Here is a 7,181-nt window from a genome sequence, read left to right on the forward strand (position 1 = left end):
GCCAAAAAAAGTAAATAATTTATCTTTAAAATTTTGCAAGAAAAAACTGCTTAGAGAATAATTTTCTCCAAGCAGTTTATTTTTTCTTTTAAATTTTTTTCATTCTTAAATCTAAATTTTTCTCGTCAATTTTATATTTTGTGTACTCTCTCATTATTTCATAAAGAGTTGATGCAAGTGGAATAAATGCCCACATTCCTACTACTCCAAATAAAGATCCACCAAGTGTAATGGCAACAAGAGTCCAAAGTGATGGAAGTCCAACTTCGTCTCCAACAATTTTTGGATAAATTAAGTTTGATTCAAGTTGTTGAAGAATTACAATTAAGACCAAAAACATAAGAGCCTTTGTGGAATCTTCTATTACTATCATAATAAAGCACATAGCTCCACCAAGGAAGGGACCAATAATTGGAATAAGATCTGTGACGCCAACTATTACCCCAAGGGTTGCCGCATTGGGAATCCTTAAAACAAAGGAAGCCACAAAGGTTGCGATACCTATAAGAGTGGAAACTGTAAGCTGTCCTCTTATGAAACCAAAAAAGTTTTCGTGAAGCAGATGAAATACATGAATTATTTTATTTGCAACTTTATTATTAAAGAAGGAATAACAAATTCTTGTAGCTTGATAGCCAAGTCTTTCCTTATCTGCCAAAATGTAAATTGATGTAATTAGGGCAAGCATAAAGGATACAAGTCCACCTAAAATACTTGATGCAGTGGAAAGAGCACCATTAAGTATTTGTGATGACTTGTCGCTTGATGTTACAAAGCCCTTTATCCTATTAAATATTTCATTCCAGCTTAAATTATCATATTCACTTTGCAACTTGTCTGAATAATTATTTAGGTAAGGTATCTCTCTTGTCTTATCTATTGCCATTTGTAAAAAGCTAGGAAGGGACTTTGTAAGTCCATCAAAGGAATTTATTAGCTGTGGCAAAATTATTGCAGTTATTAGAAAAAATACAAGTATTATAAATATAAAGGAAATTGCAATGGAAATTGTCCTCTTGTGCTTTTGAAATTTTTCATTTTTTATCTTGTCAAAAACTTTTCTCTCCAAAAAGTTTAGAGGTATTTTCATAATAAAGGCAATTACTCCTCCAAGTATGAAGGGACCTAAAATTCCCGCTAGGACTCCAAAGCCTTTGAAAATACTTTTGCTATTTAAAAATAAATAGGCGACAAATAAAAGTGCCAGTCCCAGTAAAAAAACTTTCTTGTAAACTTCGTTTTTAAAGGATAATTTTTTTAAGGGACTATTAATTTTTTCTCTATCTTCTCTTTTTTCTTCCATATTTCTCCTCTATTTTTTTGAAAAGTCGTCAAATAATTTAAAGTAGTCTTCAAAAAAAGATTTTTGCATACTACTTATGCTCTTGACGTAAATTTCAGAAAAATCCATCATGAGCTTCATTTGCCTAGTGAAGATGTCGGCGTAATCGTCAATTATGCCCATAGTTTCTTCTTCCATCTTCTCTTTGTCATAAAGCATTGGCAAATTATTTTTTTTCTTAAATTTTTTCTTCCTGTCATCTTCAAAATTACTTGGATTTACTTCCATAATTATTTCAAAATCCTTGTTGGAGGGCTCATCTTTTTCCTTGTAGTCAATTTCAAGCTTTTCCTCTTTACGAGGAGCCTTGCTATAATCAAGTGGAAGCAAAAATCTTATGGGATTTACTGCCAGAGCTTTCTCGTCCTCCTCCTTGGTAAAGGAAATAACGCCCCTATTTTGGTGCTTGGAAATCTCCTGCAATTTTAAATCCTCTTCATTTTTTGAAGTTGCATTATTTTTTAAATCTTTTTTACTCAATTTAGAAACCTCTCAATACATCAGGTCTAAAGTTTTTCTTTTTCAAAGTTTTTTCAATGGACTTTATTAGAGCCTCTCTATCTTCATTTAAGTTGCCTGCAAGTAGGACATAGTTTGATGCGTGATTGGACCTGAAGACTGTGCCTTCTGAATCCACATGCTCCAAAAATATTTTCATCTCTTCCAAAATTTCTCCTGCATCTGGCATTTTAAATTTGCCAGAGATGTAGTCGGCATAAAGAGGAGTGTTCTTATAAATTCTCATTGTGAGATATCCCAAGAAGTCTGGCTTTGTTTCAGATATAAGTTTGGCAGTTCCAATAGCATTTCTTTCCATGCCATCAACTCCTCCAAGGCCTGCAATAATAGTGATAGAAGTCTTAAAGCCTGCCTCCTTTGCCTTTTTCATTGCAGTGACATATTCTTCATAGCTAATGCCCTTTTGAATCTCTTTTAGGAGGTCCTCGTCACCTGTTTCAAAACCAATGTAGAGCATTTCAAGTCCTTCTTCTCTTAGAGCCTTTAATTCTTCAAGAGACTTTCTGTTAATGTCCTGGGCTGTCGCATAGGATGAAACTCTATTTACATTGGGATAATATTCTTTTATAGTTTTTAAAATTTCAAGTAGATCTTCTGTCTTTAAGATCAAGGCATCTCCGTCAGCCAAGAAAATTCTCTCGAAATAATCTCCATAGGAGCTCATTTCGATTAAATCCTTTTTTATATCTTCAAGAGGTCTAATCCTAAAGTCGTCATCTTTATACATGTAGCAAAATGTGCAAGAATTGTGGGAGCAACCCACTGTTGCCTGAATAATTAGAGACCTTGCCTCACTTGGCGGTCTAAAAACATTTCCGTAATACTGCATATTTCTTCCCTTTCTAATTTTCTATTTTTAATTTTTACCGTGTTTCTTTAAAAGTTGGTCCTTAACTTCCCAAAGTTTTTCTGACAAGTCAACAATGTATTCATTTGGATTGTCAAGTCTCTTTGTTTCTTCCCAAAGGGTGTCAAGTTCTCTCTCCGCCTTTTCCTTTATCTCTTCAAGGCTTGGAAGCTTGTAGACAAGTTTTCCCTTGTCATAAATTTGTACTAGAACCTTCTTGGCTGTGTAGTCAGTTAAGGTTTTTCTCTTCCAAGTGTAAACTGGGTGGAAAATTTCATAATTGTCTTCAGGAATTTCTTCATCCCTTAGGGCAATTACATCTGCCATTGCCTTGCCTGTTTCATTTTCATAAAATCTGTAAAGTTCCTTAAAGCCTGGCGTAGTGATTTTCGCAACATTTTCAGAAATTTTTATCTTTGGAATAATTTTTCCATCTTTACTTACAGTTGCAACTAACTTATAAACTCCGCCAAAGACTGGAGATGATTTTGATGTAATAAGTCTTTCCCCAACTCCAAAGGAATCAAGCTTTGCCCCTTGGTGGAGGATTGTCCTTATAGTGTACTCGTCAAGAGAGTTTGATGCCATAATTTGTGCATCAGGATAGCCTGCATCGTCAAGCATTTTTCTCGCCTTGTTGGAGATGTAAGTGATGTCTCCTGAGTCGATTCTTATTCCCTTAGGTCTAAATCCACGAGGGAGGACTTCTTCGTCAAAAACTTTTATGGCATTAGGTATGCCTTCCTTTAGGGTGTCGTAGGTGTCAACTAAAAGTAGACAGTTGTCTGGATAAACTCTTGCAAAGGCCCTAAAGGCTTCAAGTTCAGAGTCAAACATTTGAACCCAAGAGTGTGCCATAGTCCCAAGAGCTGGCACGCCAAACATCTTATCAGATAAAGTGTTGGCAGTTCCTGCGCAGCCACCAATATAGGCAGCCCTTGCTCCTAAGTTTGCAGCAGAATAACCTTGCGCCCTTCTTGATCCAAATTCAACAACTGGTCTTCCCTTTGCTTGTTTGACAATCCTAGATGCCTTAGTGGCAATCATTGATTGATGATTTAAAGTTAAGAGAACCATAGTCTCAAGCATTTGCGCTTGTATAGCTGGACCTCTAACTGTCATGAGCGGTTCACCAGGAAAGGCAAGAGTTCCCTCTGGCATTGCCCAGACATCGCATTGGAATTCAAAATTATATAGATAATCTAAAAATTCTTCGTCAAAAATATTTTTGCCTCTCAAAAATTCTATGTCTTCTTCAGAAAAGTGGAGATTTTCCATGTACTCGATTAATTGTTCTAGGCCAGCAACAATTGTGTACTCACCGTTGTCAGGTACTTCCCTAAAAAACATATCGAAGATGACAGTCTTGTCTCTCATGCCTTCCTTAAAAAATCCATTTGCCATTGTTAATTCATAAAAATCCACAAGCAATGTGTAATTTTTCTTAACATTATAATTTACCATTTTATACTTCCTTTTCTTCTCTCTACATAAGTAGAGTCCCTTAGTTAATTACATAAATTATATCACATCATAAATATTTTTTGAAAAATTAATGATTTTTAGCCCTTTATTTTAAAATAGGTATTTTTTATAAATCACCAATATTTTTTATGCAGAAAAATTTTTAACTGGCCTACAAATTCTATTATATTAAAAATAAAAATTAACTGTGCTATAATAACATTAGATTGGTAAAGGTGGAATTTTTTGGAAACAATAAAAAGCACTGTGGACATAGAAAGGTCCCTTATAAAAACTTACAGACGAGACATATATAAAAAATTTGTGCAAAGCGTAAATAAGTATGAACTTATAAGCCCTGGCGACAAGATTGCCGTTGCAATTTCTGGCGGCAAGGACTCCCTCACTCTTGCAAAACTCTTGCAGGAATTAAAGAGACACAACAAGGTGCCCTTTGAACTAGAGTTTATAGCCATGGACCCAGGTTACCTTCCTGAAAATAGACAGATGTTGGAGTTTAACTGCGAAAGACTTGGCATACCAGTAAAGATTCACGAGTCTGATGTTTTTTCTGTTGCAGAAAAAATGTCTGAGGGCGGATCTCCCTGCTATATGTGTGCGAGAATGCGCCGCGGCAATTTATACAACAGGGCTCAGGAACTTGGCTGCAACAAGCTTGCCCTAGGTCATCACTTTGACGATGTCATAGAGACTGTTCTTTTAAATATAATTTATGCTGGCGACTTCAAGACTATGATGCCGAAATTAAAATCGCAAAACTTTGAAGGGCTTGAACTAATTAGACCCATGTATCTAGTTCGTGAAGAGGCAATCATTCGCTTTATGAAGTCAACGGGACTATCTGCCCTTGACTGTGCCTGCACTGTGACAAAGAAAAAGTCTGGCAACAAGAGATTTTTTATTAAGGACTTAATCGAAGAACTAAAAAAAGAAAACAAAAATGTAGACATAAATATTCTTCGAGCAACTGAAAATGTAAATATGGAACAAATCTTAGGATTTAAAGAAAAGGGAGAGAGACACGACTTTTTGGAATTTTATTAGGAGGAGATATTAAAATAATTTCTTGTCAAAGGACTTGGTCCTGATCTTAAAAGACTTAAGGTAGTTTAAATAAATTAAAAATAAGGAGGATTTTATGGAAAATTTATTGTCAGTGCCTATTAAAAATGACATTTACTATATAGGCACAAATGATAGAAAGACTGAACTATTTGAAGGCATGTGGCCCCTACCAAAGGGAGTTGCTTACAACTCTTTTCTTGTTAAGGGCGAAAAAAATGTACTTTTTGACTTAGTAAGAGTAAACACAATTGATTCCTATGTGGAAAAAATAAATGAAATAATTGGCGAAGACGAAAAGATTGACTACATTATGATTAATCACATGGAGCCAGACCACACTTCTTCAATTAAATCAATTTTGGAAATCTATCCAGATGCGAAACTTGTTACAAATAAAAAAGCTGTTGCCATGCTAAATAATTTCTATGAAATTACAGACAACATCATAGAAGTTAAGGATGGTGAAACACTAGAACTAGGAGATAAAAAATATACTTTTTACATGACTCCAATGGTTCACTGGCCAGAATCTATGGTAGCCTATGAAGAAACTACAAAGACACTTTTCTCACAAGATATTTTTGGTGGCTTTGGAACTCTTGATGGTGGAATTTTTGACGATCAAATTGAATATGACGCTCACTATCACGAAGAAACAACAAGATATTTTATAAATATAGTTGGAAAATATGCAGCACAAGCCCTTAAAGCCTTAAATAAATTAGCTGACCTTGATATTCAGTTAATTTGTCCAGATCACGGACCTATTTGGAGAGAAGATCCTAAGAAAATAATTGACATCTACACATCTCTTGCTAAACAAGAAACTGTTGACGGATGCGTTGTTATCTACGGCTCAATGTATGGAAATACTGAAATGATGGCAGAAGCTGTGGCAAGGGGACTTTCTGAAGGCGGACTTAAGAATATCAAGGTCAGAGACATCACAAAGACTTCTAACTCCTATCTTTTATCAGACATTTGGAGATACAAGGGTGTAATCATAGGATCATGCTCATATGACAATAATTTGTTCCCACCAATGGATTATCTAATGACAGAAGTTTCTCACCAAAGAATGAAAAATAATTATTGGGGAATTTTCGGATCCTACTCTTGGTCAGGGGGCGCTCTTAAAACCCTAAAGAAATACATGGAAGATGGCAAGTACGATGTACTTGACACACAACTAGAAATCCAAGGTGCAGCAACTGAAGAAGAAATTAAAAAGCTTATTGAATTTGGAAAAGAAATGGCTGCAAAAATTTTAAACAAATAAAAAATTAATCGTCACGAATTTTGTGGTGACCCCATAAAGTTGGACCTAATACCAGGACTAGTAGTTTGCTAGCTCTGGTATTATTTTATTACTTTCCACCCCTAGGGGTGGAATTTTTATGCTGCATTCTTTTCTCTATATTCCACTGGACTTAAATATACTAATTTTTCTTTTATTCTATCTTTATTGTAATATTCCATATATTCTTCTATTGTGTCTTTCAATTCTTCATATGAATAGAATTTTTTTCCGTAGTATATTTCTTGTTTTAGTATTCCAAAGAAGTTTTCCATTGGTGAGTTATCTAGGCAATTGCCTTTTCTTGACATTGATTGGGTTATTCCTTCTTTTTCTAGTCTTGATGTGTATTGTTTTACTTGGTAAGCCCATCCTTGGTCTGAATGAAATATCCTCTTATCATTGTTCGTGTTTGTTATTTCTATTGCTTTTTTTAAGGCTTTTAGTATTGGTTCTAATGTTGGTTGTTTTGATATTTCATAGGATATGATTTCTCCATTATACATATCTAGATATGGGTTTAGATAAAGTTTTTTTACTTGATAGTTTCCTGATTTATCTTTTTCTAGATATTTAAATTCTGTTGTGTCTGTTGTTATTTGTGTATATGGTCTTTCTACTGTAAA

7 protein-coding genes are annotated in these 7,181 nt (G+C 34.6%); 2 read left to right on the top strand and 5 right to left on the bottom strand.

Going from position 1 to position 7,181, the window contains the following annotated elements; all coding sequences use genetic code 11:
* Nucleotides 1-88: 88 nt before the first annotated feature.
* From HGPG_RS05340 to HGPG_RS05355, 4 genes are read right to left on the bottom strand one after another with little or no spacing between them, the layout of a single operon-like run.
* The gene (locus HGPG_RS05340; protein WP_019125029.1) at nt 89-1,303 is read right to left on the bottom strand and encodes an AI-2E family transporter; all 1,215 of its coding nucleotides are present in this window, start codon (nt 1,301-1,303) and stop codon (nt 89-91) included.
* A 9-nt stretch (nt 1,304-1,312) separates the two neighbouring features.
* A complete protein-coding gene (locus HGPG_RS05345) occupies nt 1,313-1,822 on the bottom strand; it encodes a hypothetical protein (RefSeq protein WP_019125030.1) in 510 nt (169 codons plus the stop codon).
* Nucleotide 1,823: 1 nt separating this feature from the next.
* The gene (locus HGPG_RS05350; RefSeq protein ID WP_019125031.1) at nt 1,824-2,690 is read right to left on the bottom strand and encodes a radical SAM protein; all 867 of its coding nucleotides are present in this window, start codon (nt 2,688-2,690) and stop codon (nt 1,824-1,826) included.
* A 27-nt stretch (nt 2,691-2,717) separates the two neighbouring features.
* On the bottom strand, nt 2,718-4,172 hold the full coding sequence (locus HGPG_RS05355; RefSeq protein ID WP_019125032.1) for a nicotinate phosphoribosyltransferase: 1,455 nt from the start codon (nt 4,170-4,172) through the stop codon (nt 2,718-2,720).
* Between the two features lie 246 nt (nt 4,173-4,418).
* On the opposite strand from HGPG_RS05355, the gene HGPG_RS05360 reads away from it, so the two are divergent.
* Entirely contained in the window at nt 4,419-5,237 is an 819-nt protein-coding gene (locus tag HGPG_RS05360) for a tRNA lysidine(34) synthetase (protein WP_019125033.1), read from the top strand.
* A gap of 94 nt (nt 5,238-5,331) precedes the next feature.
* The gene (locus HGPG_RS05365) at nt 5,332-6,537 is read left to right on the top strand and encodes an FprA family A-type flavoprotein (protein ID WP_019125034.1); all 1,206 of its coding nucleotides are present in this window, start codon (nt 5,332-5,334) and stop codon (nt 6,535-6,537) included.
* Nucleotides 6,538-6,653: 116 nt separating this feature from the next.
* Here HGPG_RS05365 and HGPG_RS05370 read toward each other — a convergent pair.
* A partial coding sequence (locus tag HGPG_RS05370; RefSeq protein WP_019125035.1) for an IS3 family transposase occupies nt 6,654-7,181 on the bottom strand: 528 nt, incomplete at its 5' end.

Source organism: Peptoniphilus grossensis ph5, from assembly GCF_000311825.1.
GTDB classification, from domain to species: Bacteria; Bacillota; Clostridia; order Tissierellales; family Peptoniphilaceae; genus Peptoniphilus_A; species Peptoniphilus_A hominis.